This window comes from Pseudomonas sp. TE3728, from assembly GCF_056279145.1.
The window spans coordinates 1,640,019-1,662,648 of sequence record NZ_JBWBQT010000001.1 but is presented as its reverse complement, the minus strand read 5'-3'; the positions used below and the strand labels follow the sequence as shown (position 1 = coordinate 1,662,648).

The 22,630-nt window shown below is 60.3% G+C and carries 20 protein-coding genes and 1 pseudogene; 12 read left to right on the top strand and 9 right to left on the bottom strand.

Annotated features, from left to right (window positions below; genetic code table 11):
• The first annotated feature begins 22 nt into the window (after nt 1–22).
• On the top strand, nt 23–625 hold the full coding sequence (locus ACZ89R_RS06900) for an NADPH-dependent F420 reductase (protein WP_429546259.1): 603 nt from the start codon (nt 23–25) through the stop codon (nt 623–625).
• 233 nt (nt 626–858) lie between these two features.
• On the opposite strand, the gene ACZ89R_RS06895 is transcribed toward ACZ89R_RS06900, so the two are convergent.
• From ACZ89R_RS06895 to ACZ89R_RS06885, 3 genes are read right to left on the bottom strand one after another with little or no spacing between them, the layout of a single operon-like run.
• Nucleotides 859–2,040 (bottom strand): acetyl-CoA C-acetyltransferase, encoded by a 1,182-nt coding sequence (locus ACZ89R_RS06895; RefSeq protein WP_429546260.1) that lies wholly within the window; start codon nt 2,038–2,040, stop codon nt 859–861.
• An 11-nt stretch (nt 2,041–2,051) separates the two neighbouring features.
• Nucleotides 2,052–2,717 carry a CoA transferase subunit B gene (locus tag ACZ89R_RS06890; RefSeq protein ID WP_123499651.1) on the bottom strand — a complete coding sequence of 222 codons (666 nt, stop codon included), beginning with the start codon at nt 2,715–2,717 and terminating at the stop codon, nt 2,052–2,054.
• 36 nt (nt 2,718–2,753) lie between these two features.
• On the bottom strand, nt 2,754–3,452 hold the full coding sequence (locus tag ACZ89R_RS06885; RefSeq protein ID WP_007896014.1) for a CoA transferase subunit A: 699 nt from the start codon (nt 3,450–3,452) through the stop codon (nt 2,754–2,756).
• 255 nt (nt 3,453–3,707) lie between these two features.
• On the opposite strand from ACZ89R_RS06885, the gene ACZ89R_RS06880 reads away from it, so the two are divergent.
• Entirely contained in the window at nt 3,708–4,604 is an 897-nt protein-coding gene (locus ACZ89R_RS06880) for a LysR family transcriptional regulator (RefSeq protein WP_429546261.1), read from the top strand.
• Nucleotides 4,605–4,733: 129 nt separating this feature from the next.
• Here ACZ89R_RS06880 and ACZ89R_RS06875 read toward each other — a convergent pair whose 3' ends face one another.
• Nucleotides 4,734–5,780 carry a class I SAM-dependent methyltransferase gene (locus tag ACZ89R_RS06875; protein WP_123499723.1) on the bottom strand — a complete coding sequence of 349 codons (1,047 nt, stop codon included), beginning with the start codon at nt 5,778–5,780 and terminating at the stop codon, nt 4,734–4,736.
• A 297-nt stretch (nt 5,781–6,077) separates the two neighbouring features.
• Here ACZ89R_RS06875 and ACZ89R_RS06870 point away from each other — a divergent pair, with 297 nt between their 5' ends.
• Nucleotides 6,078–6,917 (top strand): HvfB family MNIO-type RiPP peptide maturase, encoded by an 840-nt coding sequence (locus ACZ89R_RS06870; RefSeq protein WP_429546262.1) that lies wholly within the window; start codon nt 6,078–6,080, stop codon nt 6,915–6,917.
• Nucleotides 6,910–7,666, top strand: a pseudogene (locus ACZ89R_RS06865) (HvfC family RiPP maturation protein). Before ACZ89R_RS06870 ends, ACZ89R_RS06865 begins: the two are co-directional and overlap by 8 nt.
• Before the next feature lie 138 nt (nt 7,667–7,804).
• Here the strand turns inward: ACZ89R_RS06865 and ACZ89R_RS06860 are convergent.
• Together ACZ89R_RS06860 and ACZ89R_RS06855 are read right to left on the bottom strand one after the other, a co-directional pair.
• Nucleotides 7,805–9,115 carry an ATP-binding protein gene (locus ACZ89R_RS06860; protein WP_429546263.1) on the bottom strand — a complete coding sequence of 437 codons (1,311 nt, stop codon included), beginning with the start codon at nt 9,113–9,115 and terminating at the stop codon, nt 7,805–7,807.
• Nucleotides 9,112–9,852 carry a response regulator gene (locus tag ACZ89R_RS06855; protein WP_007896007.1) on the bottom strand — a complete coding sequence of 247 codons (741 nt, stop codon included), beginning with the start codon at nt 9,850–9,852 and terminating at the stop codon, nt 9,112–9,114. The genes ACZ89R_RS06860 and ACZ89R_RS06855 overlap by 4 nt, the downstream gene beginning before the upstream one ends.
• Before the next feature lie 293 nt (nt 9,853–10,145).
• Here ACZ89R_RS06855 and ACZ89R_RS06850 point away from each other — a divergent pair, with 293 nt between their 5' ends.
• The 4 genes from ACZ89R_RS06850 to ACZ89R_RS06835 all read left to right on the top strand — a co-directional run bounded on the left by ACZ89R_RS06850 (nt 10,146) and on the right by ACZ89R_RS06835 (nt 13,072).
• Nucleotides 10,146–10,409 carry a DUF2790 domain-containing protein gene (locus tag ACZ89R_RS06850; protein WP_429546264.1) on the top strand — a complete coding sequence of 88 codons (264 nt, stop codon included), beginning with the start codon at nt 10,146–10,148 and terminating at the stop codon, nt 10,407–10,409.
• A 141-nt stretch (nt 10,410–10,550) separates the two neighbouring features.
• On the top strand, nt 10,551–11,762 hold the full coding sequence (locus tag ACZ89R_RS06845; RefSeq protein WP_429546265.1) for a cytochrome c biogenesis protein DipZ: 1,212 nt from the start codon (nt 10,551–10,553) through the stop codon (nt 11,760–11,762).
• Nucleotides 11,763–11,950: 188 nt separating this feature from the next.
• Entirely contained in the window at nt 11,951–12,223 is a 273-nt protein-coding gene (locus tag ACZ89R_RS06840; RefSeq protein ID WP_123499640.1) for a DUF4242 domain-containing protein, read from the top strand.
• Between the two features lie 36 nt (nt 12,224–12,259).
• Nucleotides 12,260–13,072 (top strand): class I SAM-dependent methyltransferase, encoded by an 813-nt coding sequence (locus ACZ89R_RS06835; RefSeq protein WP_429546266.1) that lies wholly within the window; start codon nt 12,260–12,262, stop codon nt 13,070–13,072.
• A 117-nt stretch (nt 13,073–13,189) separates the two neighbouring features.
• On the opposite strand, the gene ACZ89R_RS06830 is transcribed toward ACZ89R_RS06835, so the two are convergent.
• From ACZ89R_RS06830 to pcsA, 3 genes are all read right to left on the bottom strand, one after another.
• The gene (locus ACZ89R_RS06830) at nt 13,190–14,116 is read right to left on the bottom strand and encodes a universal stress protein (RefSeq protein WP_429546267.1); all 927 of its coding nucleotides are present in this window, start codon (nt 14,114–14,116) and stop codon (nt 13,190–13,192) included.
• A 566-nt stretch (nt 14,117–14,682) separates the two neighbouring features.
• Entirely contained in the window at nt 14,683–15,069 is a 387-nt protein-coding gene (locus ACZ89R_RS06825) for a DUF488 domain-containing protein (RefSeq protein WP_429546268.1), read from the bottom strand.
• Nucleotides 15,070–15,080: 11 nt separating this feature from the next.
• Complete coding sequence (gene pcsA / locus ACZ89R_RS06820; protein WP_052965377.1) at nt 15,081–15,803, bottom strand: phosphatidylcholine synthase; 723 nt, start codon at nt 15,801–15,803, stop codon at nt 15,081–15,083.
• Between the two features lie 619 nt (nt 15,804–16,422).
• On the opposite strand from pcsA, the gene ACZ89R_RS06815 reads away from it, so the two are divergent.
• Genes ACZ89R_RS06815 through ligD form a run of 4 tightly spaced genes read left to right on the top strand, consistent with a single transcriptional unit; the run spans nt 16,423 to nt 22,599 of the window.
• Nucleotides 16,423–17,811, top strand: a complete 1,389-nt coding sequence (locus tag ACZ89R_RS06815) for an iron-containing redox enzyme family protein (RefSeq protein WP_429546269.1) — start codon at nt 16,423–16,425, stop codon at nt 17,809–17,811.
• 27 nt (nt 17,812–17,838) lie between these two features.
• A complete protein-coding gene (locus tag ACZ89R_RS06810) occupies nt 17,839–18,840 on the top strand; it encodes a methyltransferase (RefSeq protein ID WP_429546270.1) in 1,002 nt (333 codons plus the stop codon).
• Nucleotides 18,812–19,978, top strand: coding sequence for a carboxylate-amine ligase (locus ACZ89R_RS06805; RefSeq protein WP_429385195.1), 1,167 nt, complete (start codon nt 18,812–18,814; stop codon nt 19,976–19,978). Before ACZ89R_RS06810 ends, ACZ89R_RS06805 begins: the two co-directional genes overlap by 29 nt.
• The gene (gene ligD / locus ACZ89R_RS06800; protein ID WP_429546271.1) at nt 19,975–22,599 is read left to right on the top strand and encodes a DNA ligase D; all 2,625 of its coding nucleotides are present in this window, start codon (nt 19,975–19,977) and stop codon (nt 22,597–22,599) included. The genes ACZ89R_RS06805 and ligD overlap by 4 nt, the downstream gene beginning before the upstream one ends.
• Nucleotides 22,600–22,630: the final 31 nt, after the last annotated feature.

Genomic DNA, 22,630 nt, shown 5'->3' with positions numbered 1-22,630 from the left:
AACCCACCACGGAGTGAACACCATGAGCACAATCGGAATCATCGGCGCTGGCGCCATCGGCACAGCCTTCGCCAAAGCACTGTCCCGTCAGGGTATCGAAGTCGTCATCGCCAACAGCCGTGGCCCGCAAACCCTGGCCTCACTGGTAGCAGAACTCGGGCCGACAGCGCGGGCCGGCACCCGTGAAGAAGCGGCTGCACAGCCGATTGTTTTGGTCGCGGTGAATTGGTCGAAGTTACCGACGGCACTGGCCGGGCTGCCAGATTTCGGCGGGCGGATTGTGATCGATGCGAACAATTCGATTGAAGCGCCATCGTTCAAAGCGGTGGATTTGCAGGGACGTCCGTCCAGCGAAGTGTTTGCCGAATGGGTGCCCGGTGCGCGGGTCGTCAAAGCGTTCAATCACCTACAGGCGCATCTGCTTGAGAGCGATCCGAAAGCGGAGGGCGGTCGGCGGGTGCTGTTTCTCTCTGGTGACGATGCCGAGGCCAAGGCACAGGTGGCTGCGTTGATCGAGCGGTTGGGGTTCTTTGGAATCGATCTGGGCGAACTGAGTGTCGGGGCGCGGCTGGTGCAGTTTCCGGGCGGACCGTTGCCCGCGTTGAATCTGGTGAAATTCGCCTGACACAACGACTATCCCCCGTAGGAGCTGCCGAAGGCTGCGATCTTTTGATCTTGATCTTCTGCGGCCTCAAAAAAACCCAAAAGCAAGATCAAAAGATCGCAGCCTTCGGCAGCTCCTACAGGGCTTTCACAGGCTTCAGTGATGTGGAGGACCCGGTGCGATGTGAATCGCACCGGGTGTTTTGCCAGGCTGCGGCGGTTCTTCGTGGGTCCCCGTGCAGTCTGTTGAACGCTTTATGCCCGTTCGATCGCCAGCGCCACGCCCTGACCACCACCGATGCACAGGGTGGCCAGGCCTTTTTTGGCGTCCTGCTTGATCATTTCATGCAGCAAGGTCACCAGTACCCGGCAACCTGACGCACCGATCGGATGGCCCAGGGCAATGGCGCCGCCATTGACGTTGACCTTGTTCAGATCCCATTCCAGGTCTTTGGCCACGGCCAGGGATTGCGCGGCGAAGGCTTCGTTGGCTTCGATCAGGTCCAGTTGACCGATGGACCAACCCGCCTTGTCCAGGCAACGGCGAGTGGCCGACACCGGGCCGATGCCCATGATCGCCGGGTCGACGCCCGCGTTGGCATAAGCGGCGATTTTCGCCAGCACTGGCAACCCGAGGGCCTTGGCTTTGTCGGCACTCATCAGTATCACTGCAGCGGCGCCGTCGTTCAGCGAAGAAGCGTTGCCGGCAGTCACCGAACCGTCCTTCTTGAAGGCCGCTTTCAGTTTGCCCAGTGAGTCGGCGGTGGTGCCGGCCCGAGGCTGTTCATCGGTGGCGAAGGACAGCGGATCGCCCTTGCGCTGCGGGATCAGGATCGGCGTGATCTCATCGGCAAACCGCCCGGCTTCGATGGCAGCCACGGCTTTTTGCTGGGAGGCGGCAGCGAAGGCGTCCTGTTGCTCACGGGTCAGGCTGTATTTTTCGGCCAGATTCTCGGCGGTGATGCCCATGTGGTAATCGTTGAACGCATCCCACAAACCGTCGCTGATCATCGTGTCGACGATCTGCGCGTGACCCATACGCAAACCGGTGCGGGCGCCGGGCATGACGTAATTGGCCAGGCTCATGTTTTCCTGGCCACCGGCGATGATCACTTCGGCATCGCCGCAGCGAATCGCCTGAGCCGCCAGATGCAGCGCTTTCAGGCCCGAGCCGCAGACTTTGTTCAGGGTCATGGCCGGCACGGCGAAGGGCAGGCCGGCCTTGATCGCGGCTTGACGCGCAGGGTTCTGCCCGGCACCGGCAGTCAATACCTGGCCCATGATCACTTCATCGACCTGCGCCGGGTCCAGCCCGGTCTGCGCCAGCAACTGGCGGATCACCGCAGCACCAAGGTCAACGGCGGACACATTGGCCAGCGCCCCCTGGAAGCTGCCGATGGCAGTGCGAGTGGCGGCAACAATTACGACTTCTTGCATGGAAGGATTCCTCACTGGGCAGTGAACTGCATTTCCGGGACATGATCAGGCACGATCAGTTTACCAGCGGTCTTGGCGACGATTTCCTCGACGCTGACGCCCGGCGCGCGCTCTTTGAGAATGAACGCACCGTCCTTTATTTCCAGGTAGGCCAGGTCGGTGAGCACGCGCTTGATGCAACCGGCGCCGGTTAGCGGCAGGCTGCAACGCGACAGCAGTTTCGACTCGCCGTCTTTGGAGGCGTGGGTCATGGTGACAATGATGTTGTCCGCACCGGCCACCAGGTCCATCGCGCCGCCCATGCCCTTGACCAGTTTGCCGGGGATCATCCAGGAGGCGATGTTGCCTTCGACGTCCACTTCAAACGCGCCCAGCACGGTCAGGTCGATGTGGCCGCCGCGGATCATCGCGAACGATTCGGCGGACGAGAAAATCGATGCGCCGATTCGTGCAGTCACGGTTTGCTTGCCGGCGTTGATCATATCAGCGTCGACTTCGGCGTCGGTCGGAAAGGCGCCCATGCCGAGCAGGCCGTTTTCCGATTGCAGCATGACTTCCATGCCTTCAGGGATGTAGTTGGCGACCAGGGTCGGGATGCCGATGCCGAGGTTCACGTAGTAGCCGTCCTGCATTTCGCGGGCGACGCGCTGAGCCATTTGTTCGCGGGAAAGTGCCATTGTTGTTATTCCTTCATTCGGTCCGGGGGCAGGGGATCACTTACGCACGGTGCGCTGTTCGATGCGCTTCTCGAACGTGCCGCAAATGACCCGGTCGACGTAGATGCCAGGGGTATGGATCTGCGACGGGTCCAGCTCGCCGGGTTCGACGATTTCTTCGACTTCGACCACGGTGATCTTGCCGGCGGTGGCGGCCAGCGGGTTGAAGTTCTGGGCGGTGTGGCGATAGACCACGTTTCCGAAATGGTCGGCTTTCCAGCCTTTGACGATGGCGAAGTCACCGGTGATGGATTCTTCCATCAGGTACTGGCGGCCCTTGAATTCGCGGACTTCCTTGCCGTCGGCCACCGGAGTGCCGACGCCAGTGGCGGTGAAGAACGCCGGGATGCCGGCACCGCCTGCGCGCATTTTCTCGGCGAGGGTGCCTTGAGGGGTCAGGACGACTTCGATTTCGCCGCTCAGCAGCTGCTTCTCGAACAGCGCGTTTTCGCCGACGTAGGAGGCCACCACCTTGCGGATCTGCCGGTCCACCAGCAGCACACCGAGGCCGAAACCGTCGACGCCGCAGTTGTTGGAGACCACGGTGAGATCACGTGTGCCGCGGTGCTGGATCTCGGCGATGAGGTTTTCCGGAATCCCGCACAGGCCGAAGCCGCCGGAGATCACGGTCATGCCGTCTTCAAGACCTGCCATCGCTTCTTCGTAGGAATACACGCGCTTGTCGAACCCTGCCATATGCACCTCTTTTATTCTTTGTGGGCGGCTGGCTAGCCGGATGGGCAGGGAGTGTCTCGCTGGATGATTTATTTGTTAAGTTGATTTTTAAGGTTGATTGATAGATAAAACTCACTAATCGGTAGGAGCTGCCGCAGGCTGCGATCTTTTGATTTTGATTCTTGACGGCCACCAGATCGCAAAAGATCAAGATCAAAAGATCGCAGCCTTCGGCAGCTCCTACATTGGATGTGCTTACCGTTGGAGACCGTGGTTATGACCGTCAAACAGATCCGAGCCTTCCTGGCCGTGGCCCAGAGTTTGAGCTTTGCCGTGGCGTGCGAGCGGCTGCACCTGTCCCAGTCGGCGTTGAGCCTGACCATCAAGGCGCTGGAGGAGGGTTTGGGCGGGCGCCTGTTCACGCGCAATACCCGCAACGTCGCACTGACCGCCGAAGGCGAATCGCTGCTGCCACTGGCCCGTCGATTGATCGCGGACTGGGACAATGCCGAGGATGAACTGCGGCAACGCTTCACCCTCCAGCGCGGCCGCGTGACGCTGGCGGCTATGCCGTCGTTTGCCGGCAACCTGCTGCCGCCGATCCTCAAGACTTTTCGCGCGCGTTACCCCAAGGTCAACGTCACGGTGAACGACGTGATCAACGAGCAGGTGCTGGAAATGGTTCGCGACCGTCAGGTGGAATTGGGCGTGGCGTTTGAACCGACCCAGAGCTCGTCGCTGGAATTTACCCCGTTGTACATCGACCGGTTTGTGGCGGTGGTGCCCCTCGATTCACCGCTGGCGGAGCTGGACGACATTGATTGGCAGACCTTGCTCAAGGAGCCGTTCATTACCTTGCAGCGACCATCGACGGTGCGGGTGATGCTCGAAGAACATTTACAGACGCGCGGCATGAAGTTGCCGGTGGAATTTGAAAGCCATCAGTTGGCAACGGTCGGGCGGATGGTCGCCAGCGGATTGGGCGTCAGTGCGGTGCCGGCCTTGTGCGCCGGGCAGATGCGCGAGCTGGGCGCGCGTTGCATAACCCTGCGCGACCCGGTGGTGGAACGGGCGATCGGGGTGCTGACGATGGGGCATGAACTGTCAGCGGCGGCGCAGGCGTTGTTCGATATTCTCAAGGCCGAAAACCTTGGCGAACGCCTCTCCCTCTGAAATCCAACACGGTCCCGTAGGAGCTGCCGAAGGCTGCGATCTTTTGATCTTCAGCGATTCCAACATCGCCAAATCAAGATCAAAAGATCGCAGCCTTCGGCAGCTCCTACGATCAGCAGTCAGCGGTGTTTATTTACGCGCCTCCAGTATCAGGTTGAATGGCGTTTCGGTGGCCCGCCGGAACTGGGTGAACCCCGCCTCAGTGAAGACCTTGCGCAACCGTGCCTCACCCGCCTGGGCGCCGAGCCCGAGGCCGACCTCCTGGGACAGTGAGTTGGGTGTGCAGACAAAGGTCGAGGCGGCGTAGAACAGTCGTCCCACCGGAGTGGTGTTGGCGTCGAGCGTGTCGTTGGCGAAAGGTTCTACCAGCAGCACCGAGCCGTCGGGTTTGAGCGATTCATAGGCGTGCTTTGCGGCGCCGACCGGGTCACCCATATCGTGCAGGCAGTCGAAATAGCAGACCAGGTCATAGTCGTCGCCCGGATAGCTTTTGGCGGTGCCCTGAAAGAACCGCGCCCGGCCGGACACGCCACCTTCTTCGGCGCGCTGGGTGGCGACGGTGACCGAAGGCGCGTGGTAATCGAAACCGACGAACCGTGAATTCGGAAACGCCTGGGCCATGATTACGGTCGAGGCGCCGTGGCCGCAGCCGATGTCCGCTACCTTGGCGCCGGCCTCCAGTTTGGCGACCACTCCATCCAGGGCCGGCAGCCATTCGCTGACCAAATGCGCTTTGTACCCAGGGCGGAAGAACCGTTCGGTGCCGCTGAACATGCACGGATGGTGATCGCCCCAAGGCAGGGCGCCGTTGCCGCGCATGGCATTGACCAGTTTGTCCTTGTCATGGAAAAACGATGCAACCACGCCGACACCGCCGGCCACATAGACCGGTGAATCTTCGATTGCCAGCGCCAGGGCTTGCTCTTCAGGCAGGCGGAACTGGCCGTCGTGGTGTTCCATGTAACCGGAAGCGGCGTGGGCGCTGAGCCATTCACGCAGCAGGCGGGTGTTGCAGCCGGTCTTTTCGGCGAGTGCTTCGGGGGTGACTGGCTGACTGTCGGCCATGGCCCGGTACAGGCCGAGCTCTTCGCCGAGGATGACGTTGGCGAGCATCGCCGCGCCACCCATGTCGTTCACCAGTTTGCCCATGAAATCATTGAGTCTGGCCTCGTCCATCATGTGTGCTCCTTCAGCAGGATCAGGGTCCAGAGGCATTGTTTGTCGAGGCATGCACCTTTGGGCGGTGATCGTGGGAATGAACAGGACGATAACGGCGTCCTGGCCCCCTGCGGGGGTAATCAATAAGTCTAGTTCGTGTATCCCACTGTATCTGACTGCCTGTCCGATACAGTGGCCTGAGAAGAGCGGCGTTGGTGAACACAGACCCGACACACTGCGGCGCTTGACTGGGCCTGCCGGCCGGCACTGAGTTTTCAGACGCTGGAGACCGGATCCCAGGATGAGATCGACACCATGCACACTCCCCTCACATCAGCGAAGACGAGCGTCGGGCTAGGCTTGCGCCGCGGTTTGATGAAGGACCTTCAAGCGGCCCCGGTGGGCGCTTTCGACTTTCTGGAAGTCGCGCCGGAAAACTGGATCGGCATCGGCGGCGCTCATGGCGCGACATTTCGCGCCTTGGCCGAGCGCTATCCGTTGTCCTGTCACGGCTTGTCCTTGTCGTTGGGCGGGCCGGCACCGCTGGACGTCGGGTTTCTGCAGGAGGTGCGGGTTTTCCTCGATCACCACAAAGTGCCGCTGTACAGCGAACACCTGAGCTACTGCAGCGATGACGGGCATCTTTATGATCTGCTGCCATTGCCGTTTACCGAAGAAGCGGTGCATCACGTTGCCGCCCGAATTCGCCAGGCACAGGACATTCTCGGTCGGCGCCTGGCGGTGGAAAACGTCTCCTACTACGCCGCGCCGCAGCAAGACATGGATGAACTGACCTTCACCAATGCGGTGTTGCTTGAAGCCGATTGCGACCTGTTGCTGGACGTCAACAATGTCTACGTCAACTCGATCAATCACGGCTTCGATCCGCAGGCGTTTCTGGCCGGCATCGACGCGGGGAGGGTGGTCGCCGTGCATGTGGCGGGGCATTTCGATGAGTCCGACACACTGAAGATCGACACCCATGGCACCTCGGTCAAACCGGTGGTCTGGTCGCTGCTGGCCGACGCTTATGCGCGGTTCGGTGTGCAACCGACGCTGCTGGAACGGGATTTCAACTTTCCGGCGTTCTCTGAGTTGGTGACTGAATTGCAGATCATTCGCCGCCTGCAAGGTGAGGGGGTGAACCGTGGATAAGCCGACGCTGTATCAGCAGCAAGACACATTGACCCGCTACCTGCGCGACCCGGACCACTGTGCGCCGCCCGCCGGGATGGACGTGGCACGGGTGCAGGTTTATCGCGATCTGGTGTTTTCGAATCTGTCGTCGTTGCTCAGCGGCACTTTTCCGGTGCTGGTGAAGACTGGGTGACGGTGAGTGGCGTTCTCTGGTGCGGATCTTCCTGCGGGCCTATCGTGCTCAAACGCCAAAATTCGGCGAGATCGCCCGTGAGTTTGTCGAGTTTCTGGCCTCTGAACCACAGGCGCTGAGCGACGGACCGTGGCCGCCATTCATGGTTGAGCTGGCGCATTACGAGTGGGTCGAGATGGCGCTGCAACAATCCGAAGCCGAGCCATTGCCGGCCAGCGATGCCGGGTTGCTGCTGGATCGACCGTTGCAGGTTTCGCCCCTGGCCTGGCCATTGGCGTATGCCTGGCCGGTGCAGTTGGTGGGGCCGGATTACCGGCCGGACTCGCCGCCGGCCCAGCCGACGTTGCTGTTGGTTCGTCGGGGCGAGGACTGGGGGGTACGGTTTTCCGAACTGAGCCCTTTGGCGTGGCGGTTGTTGCAGCGGATCGGGGAATTTCCTCGGCTCGATGGCCGGGCGCAGCTAGAAGGGTTGGCGGTGGAGGCGGGGATGGTTGGATCGCCGGAGTTTATCGACAACGGGTTGGCGTTATTGCAGCAGATGCACGGGGAAGGGGTGATCGGCATAGTCGCCTGACCGCACGCAATCCCCCAAACACCCAATACTCCCTGTGGGAGCGAGCCTGCTCGCGATGAGGCCAGTAGACTCAATATCGATGTCGGCCGACATTCCGCCATCGCGAGCAGGCTCGCTCCCACATTGGATTTGTGGCGGTTATTGGGCCCTCGGCAACCTGAGCTCCGCACAAACCCCACCACCCTCGCGATTGCTCAATTTCAATGACCCGCCAATCGCGATGGCCAACTGCTGGGCAATCGCCAACCCCAAACCGGTCCCTCCCGTGCTGCGATTACGCGAGTTCTCCACGCGGTAGAACGGTTCCATCACTTGTGCCAATTGCTCTTCGGCGATCCCTGGCCCACGGTCCATCACTTTCACCGACAAGCTACCATCAGCCTTCGTTTCCACCGACAGCTCTGCGGTGCCGGCGAATTTCAGCGCGTTGTCTATCAGGTTCACCAGCACTCGTCGCAAGGCATGCGGCCGGGTGTTGATCACGGCTGCGCTTTTGCCGTCGAGCTGCACGTCTTTGCCCATGTCCTGATAGTCGAACACCAGGCTGTCGAGGAATGAATCCAGATCAGTGCGGCGACTTTCCTCGGTGGCCCCATGAATGCTGCGGGCATAGGCCACGCCTTCGCGCACCAGGTGTTCCATCTCGCCGAGGTCGTTCCACAGTTTGTCTTTCTCGCTGGAGTCATCCATGAACTCGGCGCGCAGTTTCATGCGGGTGATCGGGGTTTGCAGGTCGTGGGAAATTGCCGCCAACAACTGCATGCGTTCCTTGAGATAGGCCGCAATACGCGCCTGCATCGCATTGAAGGCCCGCGCAGCGTAGGCGACTTCGGTCGGGCCTTTTTCATCCAGGTGTACGGCGTGGGTGTTGGGGTCGAGGGTTTCCACCGCTTGGGCGAGGCGGGTGAGCGGGCGAATGGCGATTCTCACGGCCAGCCAGGTGCAGATAATCATCAGCGCCAGTTGCCCCAGCAACACCGCCGGCAGCCACGGCGACAACGGCACCATCGACGGTCGCACGTCGATAGTGACGGGGCTGCCGTCCTTCAGTTTCAGGTGGGCTTGGAAGTGTTTTTTCGGGCCGGGGATGTCGGTAAAGGTCAGCGGGTAATCATGGCCGATGGCGTCCTGAATCGAGGTCACTGCAATCGACACATCGCGGGCTGCCATCGGCGTGCCCGGCGAGCCTTCATTCAACAGATAGTTGTAGTTGGCGCGTTCCAGACGCGGTAGCCAGTTCGGGCGTTCGTCGGCGGGCAAACGGTCGAGGATGGCCAGAGAGGTCGAAACATCGGTTTCCAGGTTGCCCAACATGGTGTTTTTCGCACTTTCGTAACGCTCGTAGTACTGAGCGCCAAAGGACAGCACCTGGGCGAGAATCAGGCCAATCAGGAAAATCAGCGACAGCCGCGAAGCCAGCGTGCGGGGCCAGTGCAGCGCAAGGTTCATGACGGCGCACCGAGCACTTCCACCGGCAGGGAGAACACATAACCTTCACTGCGTACGGTCTTGATGTAAGCCGGCTCCCGGGCATCGTCCAGCAGACGCTGACGCAAGCGGCTCACCAGCAAATCGATCGAGCGGTCGAACAGATCGGCATCGCGGCCCTGGGTCAGGTTAAGCAACTGGTCGCGATTGAGCACCCGCTGAGGGTGATCGAGGAACACCCGCAGCAAACGATATTCCGCACCGCTGAGGGCGACCATGGTGCCGTCCTCATCCAGCAGATGCCGGGCCGAGGTGTCCAGGCGCCAGCGACCGAATGCCAGCAGGCGACCGCTTTCGGTGATCACCAGGTTCGGCGGCAGCATCCGCGTGCGTCGTAGCACAGCGTTGATGCGGGCGAGCAATTCACGGGCGGCGAACGGTTTGACCAGGTAATCGTCGGCACCCATTTCCAGGCCGATGATGCGGTCGGTTTCATCGTTGCGAGCGGTGAGCATCAGCACCGGCGTGGCCTTGTGTTTACCGGCGCGAAGTTCGCGGCAGAGGACCAGGCCATCGTCCCCCGGCATCATGATGTCGAGCACGATCAAATCCACTGGCGTGGACTCCAGAAACGAGCGCATCTGCCGTCCATCCGCCACCACGGTGGTGCGCAGGCCGTTCTTTTTCAGGTAATTGCCTACCAGTTCCCGGATTTCGCGGTCATCGTCCACGATGAGAATGTGATCGACGTGTTCCATAGTGACCAAGCCTCTTGAATGGGAGTTGTCGCACAGTCTATCGAGCCTTGGCCCGCTCGCCTGCCGTCGATTGTATTGCAGTGTATCTGGCGTATCAGCAGATACACGGGGACGCAAAAACAGCCGATTTCAGGGGTTTTGTATCGCTGTGTATCGCAGGCCTGCGCTGATACGTAGTGATTTACCCGCGCCTGTTCTCGACACAGACGGGATACCTCACGGGTTTCAAATAGGTTCCATCGAGGCAAACCCAACTGCCTCGGCTGACCTATGGAAGCCCTGAGGAAATCACCATGAACACCAAAGCCGTGTACGCCGCTTGCCTGTTTGCCGCCCTGAACATCTGCACCTTGTCGGCCCGGGCCGAAGCCGACGTCACTCATCAAACCTACACCTATGGCACGCACCTGGACATCCAGAAAGTGCTGTCGATGAAACAGGACGCCACCCCCGCCTGCGGGATTGTGAATGCCCGGATGACCTACCTGGATTCCCAAGGCAAAACCCGGGTACTGGATTACAGCAAATTCGCGGATGGCTGCAACGAAGGCAACTGAGGTCTGTAGAACCTCCACCGTTCTCATGTGTGAGCGAGCCTGCTCGCGATGACGGCAGCACATTCAACATCCATGTGACTGCCAGAGCGCTATCGCGAGCAGGCTCGCTCCCACATGGAACTCGCATTTCAAGGTGATTCAATGTTCCTCATCGCATTCCTGGGCGGTATTTTGACCGTCCTCAGCCCCTGCATCCTCCCGGTCGTGCCGTTTCTGTTTGCCGGTATTAAACGCACGCGTTCTTCGATCCTGCTCACCCTCGGCGGCATGGCCCTGACCTTCGCCCTGATCTCCAGCCTGGCTGTGGTCAGCAGCGATTGGGTGATACAAGCCAACAACACCGGCCGCCATGTGGCGCTGATCGTGATGGTGCTGTTTGCCCTGTCGCTGATCTCCGCTCGCATCGGTGGCTGGCTGGCGCGCCCGTTTGTGCTGCTGGGCAATCGCCTTGATCCCAACACTCGCAAAATGTCTGGCCCGTTAGGCTCGGTGATGATCGGCGTCGCCACCGGTCTGCTCTGGGCGCCGTGTGCCGGGCCGATCCTCGGGGTAATCCTCACCGGCGCCATGCTGCAAGGCGCCAACGTTCAGACCAGTCTGTTGCTGGTGGCGTACGGCCTGGGCAGCGCGTTGTCCCTGGGCACTTTGATCTTCGCTGGTCGCGGCCTGGTCAATCGCTTGAAACCGTCGATTCCGCTCATCGGTTGGCTGCGTCGCGGCACGGGGGCTGCGGTGTTGGTTGCCGCAGCGGTTATCTCCACGGGTGCCGACAACAAATTGCTCGCCAGCACCTCGTCCGAAGGCGTCACCACGGTTGAACAACACGTGCTGGAAACCGTACCGAAAGTGGTCGATTACTTCGTCAGCAAGGTCAAGGCCGACTCGACCCAGGACGCGGCCAAAGGCGCGATGCCGTCACTCTCTGGCGCGGTCGAATGGCTCAACTCGCCAGCGCTGAGCAACGATGCCCTGCGCGGCAAAGTGGTGCTGGTGGACTTCTGGACGTACGACTGCATCAACTGCCAGCACACCTTGCCCTACGTGAAGGACTGGGCGAAGAAATACGAGAAGGACGGCCTGGTCGTAATCGGCGTGCACACCCCTGAATACGGTTACGAACGCATCATCGACAACGTCCGCGAGCAGGTGAAAAAACTCGGCATTACCTACCCGGTGGCGATCGACAACAACTATGCGATCTGGCGCGCCTTCAATAACCAGTACTGGCCCGCTCACTACCTGATCGATGCCAAGGGCCAAGTGCGTTACACCCACTTTGGCGAGGGCCGATATGAGACTCAGGAACAGATGATTCGGCAACTGCTGGAAGAGGCCAAAACGCCTGCTGCATAACCCGTTTTCGGCGACGCAAGCCGATCTGTTAATGCGGCGTTACAGATAGGCGACCATGTATCGGAGAATGCCATATTTCGTGGGTTCTCCGGACGATCGGCAGGACGCCGGCGTATCCGGGAGCGATAGTTTGTGGACGACGGGATCATTGCCGACCCTGTCATCACCCTCAAGAAAAGGACGTTGCCATGCCTAAATACATTATTGAACGCGAGCTTCCGGGCGCCGGCGCACTGCCGCAACAGGAACTCAAGGCGATCTCGCAAAAATCCTGCGATGTGTTGCGCGAGATGGGACCAGAGGTGCAGTGGCTGGAGAGTTACATCACTGGCGACAAGATTTACTGCGTGTACATCGCGCCGAATGAGGGACTGATCAGGGAGCACGCCCAAAAAGGTGAATTTCCCATCAACAGCGTTTCGCGGGTCATGAACATCATCGATCCCACCACGGCGGAGTGAGCCGGACGAGTTCCAACCCGCAACGGAGCAGATTTCATGAGTACCCCCATTGACCTCACTGCCCTGAAAAACCGTCAAATGGCCTCGTGGGCCAGCGGCGACTACGCCGTGATCGGCACCACCTTACAGATCGTCGGCGAACAACTGGCCGAAGCCTGCGACTTGCTCTGTGATGAGCAGGTGCTGGACGTCGCCGCCGGCAACGGTAATGCAACGCTCGCCGCCGCGCGCCGGGGCTGCAAGGTCACGTCCACCGATTACGTGGCCAAGTTGCTTGAACGTGGCGAAGACCGCGCACGGGCGGAACACCTGGACGTGACCTTTCAGGTGGCCGATGCCGAGGACTTGCCGTTCGAGGACGCCAGTTTCGATGCTGTGCTTTCGACCTTTGGTGTGATGTTTACGCCAGATCAGCCCAAGGCCGCAGCGGAACTGGCGCGGGTATGCCGTCATGGAGGGCGGATCGGCCTTGCCAACTGGACGCCTGAAGGCTTCATCGGCCAGATGTTCAAGACCCTGGGCCGTCACATGCCGCCACCGCCAGGAGCGCAACCACCTTCGAACTGGGGCACCGAAGCCTGGTTGCACTCGCAGTTCGATCAGCGCGACTTTCAGCTCCAGGTGACACGGCGGTTGTTCAACTTCCGCTATCGTTCGGCCGCGCACTTTATCGACACCTTCCGCACCTGGTATGGCCCGGTTCACAAGGCCTTTGCGACCCTGCCACCCGAAGAGGCCGCGGCCCTGGAAAACGACATGACTGAACTGCTGAATCGCCTGAACCGGGCGGGGGAGCGGTCGCTGGTGGTGCCCAGTGAATACCTGGAGGTGGTGATTACACGGCGTTGAACCTTTGAGGAGGGCAATGTAGGAGCTGCCGAAGGCTGCGATCTTTTGATTTTGGTCTTGAAGATCCAAAAGATCGCAGCCTTCGGCAGCTCCTACAGGGGACCGCGTGCGGCGCAATCACTCATCCAGCCTCTCGGTGTACACCACCCATACACTGCACGGCATTTTGTACAGCAGATGCTCCACGGTGCTGCCGATCAACCGGCCCATGCCGCGATGGCCGACCCGGCCCATGACAATCACATCGACGTCATAAGTCTCGGCGTAGCGAGTCAGTACCTTGGTCGGGCTGCCCATGAGCATGTGCCGTTGCTCCGGCGCGATGCCGTTGCGCGCGGCCAATTCGTTGAAGGCATCCTCCTGGAAGTCGAACAGGGTCTTGGCCTTTTCCGAGGCGAAAAAAGCCGAACCGTTTTCGAAGCTGAACTCGTCCGAGCTGATCGACGAAAGGTCATAGGCGTAGACCACGTCGAGCTCGGCATTGCAGGCACTCGCGAGTTTTGACGCTTCGTGCAGAATCCGGTCATTGAAGCTTTTGTAGTGATCATCACGATGGAAGGGGTCCACCGCTGCAACGATCTTGCGCGGCAACGCATGCTTGGCATGGCTGACGAAGTGCAGCGGCACCGGGCATTCGCGCAGCAAATGCACGTCGAGAGGGGTAAAAACCAGCCGCGACAGCCGTGATTGGTGCTCCAGCGCCTTGATCAGCACGTCCATCGGCTGCTCTTTGAGGTGCGTCAGGATTTCCTCCAGCGGATTTTCGACCCAAGTCACCTCCGTGGTGACGTGCACTCCGATCTTGCGCAAAGGGCGAGCCTGTTCCTCAAGCCACTGGCGGTGACGCTCGACATAGCCCAGACGCATCTGCTCCAGAGCCTTTTCGTTGACCAAGCCGGCGGTCGCCAGACCCTCCAGATAGTCGAAGGCCACGATATGCAGGGCCGCATCTTCGGCTTTGGCCAGCGCTGCGGCCCGGTCGAAGGCAGGGCTGTGTTCCATCAGGGGCGAGGCGACCAGCATGAAACGAGCTTGACCAGACATGACAAACCTCCCGTGGGTAAACGAGCAGACGACGGGCCCCCTGGATTGCGATGGGGAATTGCCTGTGCGCCCGACGTGTGGTCATTCGATAGCCATTCAATCCTCTAAGTATTGACCATGATCAAAATCTCGTCCGCAAGCGGGCGATTAGCGTTGAGGTAGCGGTTGACTCGGTAAAAAGTGTGGGAGCGAGCCTGCTCGCGATGGCGGAATATCAGTCGACATCTATATTGACTGGAATGCAGTCATCGCGAGCAGGCTCGCTCCCACAAGGGATCAGCGGTGTTCATGTGATGGGTGTCACGCCGGAGTTCTAATGTGGGAGCGAGCCTGCTCGCGATGGCGGAGTATCAGTCGACATCTATATTGACTGGAATGCAGTCATCGCGAGCAGGCTCGCTCCCACAAGGGATCAGCGGTGTTCATGTGATGGGTGTCACGCCGGAGTTCTAAATGTGGGAGCGAGCCTGCTCGCGATGGCGGAGTGTCAGTCGACATCTACATTGACTGGAATGCAGTCATCGCGAGCAGGCTCGCTCCCACAAGGGAGATGGGGTTCGTGCGACCTATATAACCTTCGCGCCCCGTGCCTCCAGCAACTCCCGTAACACGGAACGGTGGCAGTGGGCCTCGTCTTCGCAATAACACCCCACGGCCAGCGACGTTTGATGGGAGAGGGCGGCCAGCAGGTCGAGCAGTTGACTGGGCGCGGGATGGTTCATCTCGGCCTTGAACTTGCGCTTGAAGGCGCCCCAGGCCTTGGCATCTTCCGCCGATTTGGCTTCAGCCACCAATTCGGGGCTGGGGGACAGCAGCGGTTGCCACACGTCGTAAAAATCCCGGCTGGCAAATTCGGCCTTCGGTACACCACGGGGCGGGCGGCGTACCGTGCCCAGGCGCAGGCCTTCATCCGCGGTGCGGGGTGAGCCCAGTTGGACGATGTGGATGGGCATGATCGCAGTGCCTATTTGAGCCGCGAGCTGTCGAACCACTCCAGCGCCGTGCGCCAGAAGCAGATCCCCAGGAAGTAGGCCGACATCAGCAACCACAAACCCATCACCAGCGGATTGATGACCGGGTGGTTGACCACCAGCGACAAGCTGCACAGCAGCCAGATGGCCGTCACGGCAATGTTGATCGGCATGAACCGGCGCACGCGGAATGGGTGCAGGAATTTCATGCGGGTCACGGTCAACAGCGCCAGGCCGATGACGGCGAGCAAGGTGATCCACGGCGACGGGTCGATGATGTACAGGCACAGCGCAACCACGTTCCACGCGGCGGGGAAGCCCTGGAAGTAGTTGTCTTTGCTCTTCATGTTGACGTTGCAGAAGCAAAACAGTGACGACACCAGAATCAGCGACACGGTCAGCAGCAGGGTGTAGTCCGGCAACGGGATGTAACGGTAGATGAACAGTGCCGGGATAAACACATAGGTCAGGTAGTCGATCACCAGATCGAGGATCGATCCGTCGAAACTCGGTAGCACCGACTGCACATTCACCTTGCGTGCCAGCGCGCCGTCCAGACCGTCGACGATCAGCGCCACGCCCAGCCACAGCAGGCAATTGGTCGGCTGGTTCTCCAACAAAGCGAGGGTCGCGAGGAAGGCTGTGACCACGCCAGTGGCGGTAAAACCATGGGCGCCCCATGCTTTTAGCCTGGCAATGTGTACGGTGGATATCACGGGGGCGTTCTCCAGAAAGTGAAGCAAGCCAGTTATCACCCTCTTGTTGAGGGCGTCGGCAAACCGGGTCGGGTTGCAGGTATCGACCGGATTTTCGGGGATAAGGTTCACCACCTATGAATCTTAGCCGCCGCGCAAAAAAATACCCCGGAAATATCCGGGGCAAGAATTAATGCGTTGTCCGCCTGTGCGCTCCATTCAAGGTGGGCGCAGCATAAAAGGTGGCAGTGTCATTTCTGTCAGGAGTGGGAAGGGCAAGGGCGGCGCGGCATCCACCTGTAGGAGCTGGCGAAGCCTGCGATCTTTTGATCTTCAGCGGTTTTGAAAATGGCCAGGATCAAAAGATCGCAGCCTGCGCCAGTTCCTACACAAATTGTGTACATCCCGGGATGCGGCCGGTGATTTCGGCAGCAGAAACGTAAGGCCGAAATTCTCGGCTGTCACCAGAGGCGTGAATCCCCCTGCGCTGAACTGCGCCGCGAGCCAGTGCCACGGCGCTGGCCCGTCTGTCCGGCCAATTTCAACGCCAATGGAATTTTTTTCAGGCACCGCCGCTCTGCTGATAGAGACGTGCTGATCCAGCGTCCTGCCACTGGCCGCAGAGCGAGAAAACCATTCCATGACTGCCCTGACACGACTTCAATCCCGGCCTGCCCACGAGCACGTGATAACTGTCGCTGGCGGCTTAAAGGCGCTCTATGAACAGTTGTTGCTGAACGACGATGATGCGCAAAAACATGCGCTCGCCCGGGGCTTCCTGCAAGAGCAATTGCAGCAAGCGGCGCAGCTGCCTGATGAACTGCCACGGGACCTCTCGGCCCTGCAAAACTGGGTCGAACAGCACAGCGTCGACGTGGCCCGGCAATACGCCGATTACCTTCAGCAACGCAAGGCGGGTGGGGCGCGACAGTTCTTCAGCAATAAAGCCCATGGGTTGTTTTTCCTGCAAGCGGTAGCCCCGACCAAATTGGTGGATGGCGCCTGGCTTTATGACCTGTTGCCGCACTGGCAGGACCCGCGCTTCGACGGGCTGTTGTGCACCTATCTGGAAGAATTGGGTGAGGGCAATCCGGCGCAGAATCATGTAGTGATCTACCGCAAACTGCTCGCCGAACATGGCTTGCCAGACACTGCCGCGATTACCGATGAGCGCTACCTGCAAGGCGCGATTCAACTGGCGCTCGGCTATTGCGCCGACGAGTATTTACCGGAAGTGATCGGCTACAACCTCGGCTATGAACAGCTGCCGCTGCACTTGTTGATCAGCGCTTATGAACTCAGCGAACTGGGCATCGATCCGCTTTATTTCACGCTCCACGTGACCATCGACAACGCCAGCATCGGCCATGCTCACAAGGCGGTGCAGTCGGTACTGCAATTGCTCCCGGTGGAAGGCGACCGTGATAACTTTTTGCGTCGGGTGGCGCTGGGTTATCGGCTCAACGACCTGGGGCAGGGCAGCCGGGCGATCATTGAGTCGTTCAACCTGGACAGTGAAGTCCTGAGCATGTTGGAACGCAAACGCCCGTTCGGCCAGCACATGCATTCCGATTACAGCCGCTTTGAAGGCAAGACCGTCAATCAGTGGCTGTCTTCACCGGAGCAATTGCCAGGATTGCTGGCGGCCATGGAAAACAGAGGCTGGATCAAGCGCCACCAGGACCCGCAGGCCAGCCGCTTCTGGCAATTGATCGACGGTGCCGGCGCGGCGATGTTCGGCGTATTCAGCCCTTACGAAAAACAGTTGCTGCATGACTGGATTGCTGGCGACTGGACGCCGGAGCATCCAGTCGCTGCGGTACGACGCGGCAGTAGCGTCACGGCGCAGACGCCGGTGCCCGCCGACAGCGATCCGGATATCAAGCGCCTGCATACCGCGCTGAACGGTTTGAGCGGGCACGAGCAGATGCCGGTGTTAATGCCGTGGCTTTCGCCCCGTCGGCATGCTCATCCTGCGGGTTTGTTGGCGACACGCCGGTTTGTCGAACTCAAATCCAGCCTTCTCTAGAACGCCTTTTATCAACGGGAGCGGTTTATGAGTCAGGAAGAACAGCTGTCTGTCGCCGACCTGGCACTGGTGCGACTGGGACGGCGTCTGCAGGCTGACGGCTATCGCTTCATCACGCCGACGCCGCTGACCCATCAGCGTGTCAATAACCGCGCCGAAGGCCTACGGGCCGAGACCCTGCGCGATGTTTTTGGCTGGTCGCGACCGTTCGAGCCAGGGCTATTGTCGGCGGATGAACAACGCCAGTTACAACAGGCGCAGGTGCTGGAGCCGTGCAACGGGCGGCTGAAAAGCCGGGTGCGCTGGTCCAGCCTCGACGACTTGCTGTTCGTGCATTCGGCCTTTCCTACGGAGGCCGCCGATTCGGTGTTCTTCGGGCCTGACACTTATCGGTTCGCCCAACTGATTCACGCCCATTTGCAGCAGAATTTCGCCCCGATCAGGCGCGCTGTGGACGTGGGTTGCGGTGCCGGTGTCGGTGCCATTCTGATTGCACGCGCCCGTCGCGAAGCCGAGGTGTTGGCGCTGGACATCAACCCCGAGGCGCTGCGCATGACAGCCATCAACGCCGCGCTTGCCGAAGTGGCTAACGTCAGGGTCGAAGCCAGCGATCTGTTGCAGGATGTCGACGGATACTTTGACCTGATCGTCGCCAACCCACCCTACATGGCCGACCCGGCCGAGCGTGCTTACCGGCATGGCGGTGGCGCGTTGGGTGCGGAGTTGTCACTGCGGATTGTCGAGCAGGCACTCGGTCGGTTGGCGCCCGGCGGCTCGTTGCTGCTGTACACCGGCGCGGCGATGGTCGATGGGCGCGATCCATTGCTGGAGGCCCTCACTCCGCGTCTAGAGGCTCCGGGGTTCGGCTGGACGTATCGCGAACTCGATCCCGATGTGTTCGGTGAGGAGTTGTCGACCCCCGGTTACAAACGGGTGGAACGGATTGCCGTCGTCGCGCTGACCGTGATGCGTCTCGGCCCAGGCATTGGGGAAAACGTTGATGAACAGGCGCCTGAACTTCGGCATTGAAGAAGAATACTTCCTCACCGACCTCGCTTCCCGGCGCATGCCGGGGCAGCCATCGGTCCAAGCGATCGAGGCGTGCAGGGCGGCGCTGGGCCAGTCGTTCGCCTATGAAATGTTCCAGGGGCAAATTGAAGTCGCCTCACCGGTATTCAGCAGTGTGCCGGAGGCTGCCGATTACCTGGCCACCACCCGCAGTGCCTTGCGACGTGCTCTGGAGCCGTTCGGCCTGGGCCTGCTCAGCGCCGGCAGCCACCCCTTGGCGGATTGGCGAATTCAGCAACCGACGGATCAGGTGCATTTCCATCAGTTGTTCGATGACTACCAGCGAGTGGCCCGGCGCAGCCTGTTGTCCGGGCTGCACGTGCACGTCGAAGTGCCCGGTCATCTGGATCGTATCCGCGTCATGAACGAAATCTTGCCGTGGGTGCCGCTGTTGTTGGCGCTCAGCACCTCGTCCCCGTTTTGGGAGGGCGTGGACAGCGGTTTCATGAGCTATCGCCAAGTCGCCTGCGACGAGTGGCCGCGCATGGGCATTCCGGAGTTCTTCGAGGATCAGGATGCGTTCGATGACTACGTCGCGCTGATGACCCGGACCGGCTCGATCCGCCAGCCCAGTGACTGTTGGTGGAGCGTGCGCCCGGCCGCACGGTTTCCCACGCTGGAGCTGCGCATCACCGACGCTTGCCCACGGTTGGACGATGCGCTGTGCATCGCTTCGCTGTTTCGCCTGATGGTCGCTGACGCCGTCGCGCAGCCGCTGCCCGGGGCGAACTTCAGCCGCGCGGCTTACTGGATCCTCAAGGAAAATCGCTGGCGTGCCAAGCGTTACGGCATTCACGGCACCTTCATCCGCCAGGACCACGAACCGACAATCTCGATCGAGCAATGGCTGGCCCTGGCGCAAGTGACATTTGCCGAGACCGCGCAGCAACTGGGTGTGCAAGACGTCTTCAAACAGGCCCGGCGCATGCTGATTGAGGGGACCAGCGCGGATCGGCAACGGTACGCGGTGGAACAGGCCTTGTGCGACGGACGTTCGATGCCCGAGGCGTTGGCGCAAGCTGTCGATCAACTGCTGATGGAAACCGGCGAACAACCTTGCGCCAGCCCGGCCTCGCAACGAGCGGTAGGTGAGCCATGAACAAGAACCTGGACGATTACAACCGCATGCGCGATTTCTCGGCGACCTCGGAACCGGCCGCCGTCAAACGCTCGGGCAAAAAAACAGCGAAGGATCATGCGTTGCAATTCTGCATTCAGAAACATGATGCCTCGCACCTGCACTATGACTTTCGCCTGGAACTCGACGGCGCGCTGAAAAGTTGGGCCGTGCCCAAAGGGCCGTCGCTGGACCCCAAGGTAAAGCGCCTGGCCATCCATGTCGAAGACCATCCGCTGGAATACGCTACGTTCGAGGGCACCATTCCCGAAGGGCATTACGGCGCTGGCGATGTGATCGTCTGGGACCGTGGGGTGTGGATTCCCCAGGACGATCCGGCCAAGGCGTACGCCAAGGGCCGGCTGAAATTCGAGCTGAAAGGAGAAAAGCTCGGTGGCCTGTGGAACCTCGTGCGCACGCACATGCCGGGCAAGCAGGAACAATGGTTTCTGATCAAGCATCAGGACAGCGCCGCCAGACCCGACAGCGAATACGACGTGGTCGCCGCTGAGCCCGACAGCGTGCTCAGCGACCGCACAATTCTGGAAAAAAAGCACGGTACTGAAAAACCCAAACCGGTCAACAAAGCCCTGGCCAAGGCGCGTAAGGAAAAGTCGGCACAACTGACGGGCGCGCGCAAAGCCAAACTGCCGGAGCTGCTCAAACCGGAACTGGCGACACTGGTCGAATCCGCGCCAAGCGGCGAATGGAGCTATGAGATCAAGTTCGACGGCTACCGGGTCATGACGCGCATCGACCACGATGAGGTCAAACTTTTCACCCGCAACGGTCACGATTGGACCCATAAATTACCCGGGCAAGCCGAGGCACTGGCAGCGCTTGGCCTGGAGTCGGCCTGGCTCGACGGCGAAATGGTGGTGGCCAACGAGCAGGGCGTTCCGGATTTTCAGGCGCTGCAAAATGCGTTCGATTCCGGCAGTAGCGCCAGCATCGTTTACTACCTGTTCGATTTGCCCTACCTCAATGGCGTGGACCTGCGTGAAGTACCCGTCGAGGAGCGCAGGGCGGCGCTGGCGACTGTGCTCAAACTCAATGAAAACCCGCTGTTGCGATTCTCCGACGCCTTCGACGAATCCCCGGAGGCGTTGCTCAACAGCGCCTGCGAAATGAAGATGGAAGGGTTGATCGGCAAGCGCCTGGGGTCGCCTTACGTGTCCCGGCGCACCCGTGACTGGATCAAACTCAAGTGCAAGCACCGGCAGGAATTCGTTGTGGTCGGCTTCACCGACCCCAAAGGCGCACGCAGTGCCTTTGGCGCGTTGCTGCTGGGGTTGCACGACCGCGACAGCGGTGAATTGCGTTATGCCGGCAAGGTTGGCACCGGGTTCAATGAGGCGACTCTCAAGCGCATTTACGAACAATTGAAACCGCTGCAGACGAAGAAGCCGTCGGTGGTCAATCCGCCTAGCGGTTTTGAAGCCAAGGGTGTGCATTGGCTTAAACCCACTTTATTGGCGGAAGTGGCCTTTGCCGAAATGACTAAGGACGGCTCGGTGCGCCACGCCGTGTTCCATGGTTTGCGCGATGACAAGCCTGCCAAAGAAATCACCGAGGAGTTGCCGACAACCGTGAACACATCAGCCTCGAAAACTGCCGCAGCAAAATCCTCAGCGAAGAACAAATCCGCCGCCGAGAAACCTGACGCCGCCGACCCGAAAACTGCCCAGTCGACTGTCGCGCCGTCGCAGATTGGCCTGGCCAGCGGCAAAGTGCGGATCACGCACCCGGACCGGGTGATCGACGCCAGCAGCGGCACGACCAAGATGCAACTGGCGCAGTACTACGCCAGCGTCGCCGAATGGATACTGCCGCAACTCAAGGACCGGCCGGTGGCGCTGGTGCGCGCGCCGGACGGCATCGCCGGCGAACTGTTCTTTCAGAAGAACGCCGAGCGCCTGGCCATTCCGGGGATTGTTACCCTGGACAAGGAACTAACGGGCCAACCGGTGATGATCATCAACAACGCCAAAGCGCTGATCGGCGCGGTGCAGATGAGCACGGTGGAACTGCACACGTGGAATGCCACGTCAGTCGATCTGGATAAACCCGATCGCTTTGTCCTCGATCTCGACCCGGATCCGGCGTTGCCCTGGAAAAGCATGATCGAAGCAACTCAGCTAACCCTCACGGTGCTGGATGAACTGGGGCTCAAGGCGTTTCTCAAAACCAGCGGCGGCAAGGGGATTCACCTGATCGTGCCGCTGACCCGCAAACACGGCTGGGACGAGGTCAAGGACTTCAGCCACGCGATCGTCAGCCACATGGCCAAATTACTGCCAGACCGCTTTTCTGCGGTGTCCGGACCGAAAAACCGCGTCGGGCGTATCTTCATCGACTACCTGCGCAACGGTCTGGGCGCCACCACTATTTGCGCGTATGCCGTGCGCACCCGCGAAGGGCTGCCGGTGTCGGTGCCGATCTTTCGCGAGGAGGTGGCCGAGCTCAAGGGTGGCAATCAATGGAACGTACATAACGTGCATGAGCGCCTGGCCGACATCGGTGACGAACCCTGGGCTGACCTGAAGAAAACCCGACAGACGATAACTGCCGACATGCGGCGGCGGGTGGGGATGAAAAAATAGTGAATCAGAAGGAAGGCGGCGAGGGCACTCG